1 protein-coding gene is annotated in these 1,123 nt (G+C 62.5%); it reads right to left on the bottom strand.

All coding sequences use genetic code 11. The features are described from left to right. Window positions 1-1,123: hemagglutinin repeat-containing protein (locus tag ACFQND_RS12265; RefSeq protein WP_377413619.1), on the bottom strand; the 1,123-nt coding region annotated here is incomplete at both ends.

Below are 1,123 nucleotides of genomic sequence, written 5' to 3'. Positions count from 1 at the left end.
GCTGCCCGAGCTACTGGAGTTGGTGCTGCTCTGGCTGGCGGTGTTCTGTGCGGCGAGCAGCTTGACCTGGTTGTCTGCGGCAAGGATGGCGTTGTTGCCGGCCGTGACGCTTGAGCCCTGCACCGTGAGGTTGCTGTCCGCACCTGCGCCCGTTGCGGTGATGCTGACGTTGTTGCCCGCAGCCACCGTACTGCCCCGGGCGGTATCGCTCTGGTTTGTGCTGTTGCTCTGGCTTTTGGAGCTGCCCAGGCTGATGCTGACGCTGACGCCTTGGGCTTTGTCTGCATCAAAGTTGCCGGCCTTGTCCGTCAGGCTGTTGTAGGTGTTGTAGCCATTCAGGCCTATGGCTGCCGCGCCCAGGGCCTGCATGCGGCTGTCGCTGGTGTTGCCTATGGCCTGAGCCATACCTTCGGCATTCTGCATGGCGCTGAGCACAGGGTTGCTGATGGCGACGGTGATGCCGCTTTGCTTGAACTTCTGTTCGATGTCGGTGCGGCTGGTTTCCCTGGCCTCCACGATGTCCACCTTTTTGGCAACGATGGTGATGTCGCCGTTGGGGGCCAACACATCGCTGCCAACCTGCCTGTACTGCTCCCCCGCAATCAGCGTGACGTTGCCGCCTATGCTGCCCACGGTGCTGGCTGCAGCGCTTGTGCTTCTGTTCTTCTGGTCGGTGCTTTGCTCGCGGCTTCCTATGGTGATGCCCGCGCCGCCGCTGTCGAGCAGACCGGATTCTTTCTTCTCGTAGAAGGAAGTGGAACTGCTGGTGTTTTGCGCGGCCTCCAGGGTGAGGTTGCGCCCGGCTTCCAGTGTGGTGCCCGTGTCGCTGATGACGCTTGAGCCCAAGACATGGATGTCCTGGCCGGAGGCGATGGTGACGGTGTTGCCGCCAAAGCTGGAGCCGACGGCGTTGGCCTGCTCGCTGGTTTTGCGCTCTTTGGTGGAGGTGGCGCTGAACAGGTCGCTCTCGCTGGTGGTCATGCCCCAGCTGAAACTGCTGGTGCTTTGCCCTGCGGTGATGTTGACGCTGTTGCCTGCGGTGGCCGTCAGTGCGCCACCGGCCTGCACATTGGCGGCTTTGGCGTTGAGGTCGTTTCCGGCTGCAAGCCTCAGGTTGCCCTGC

It is taken from the genome of Polaromonas aquatica (assembly GCF_042659145.1).
In the GTDB taxonomy this organism is placed as follows: Bacteria; Pseudomonadota; Gammaproteobacteria; order Burkholderiales; family Burkholderiaceae_C; genus Polaromonas; species Polaromonas aquatica.
The sequence above is the reverse complement of the archived record's forward strand: the minus strand, read 5'-3'. Positions and strand labels throughout refer to the sequence as shown.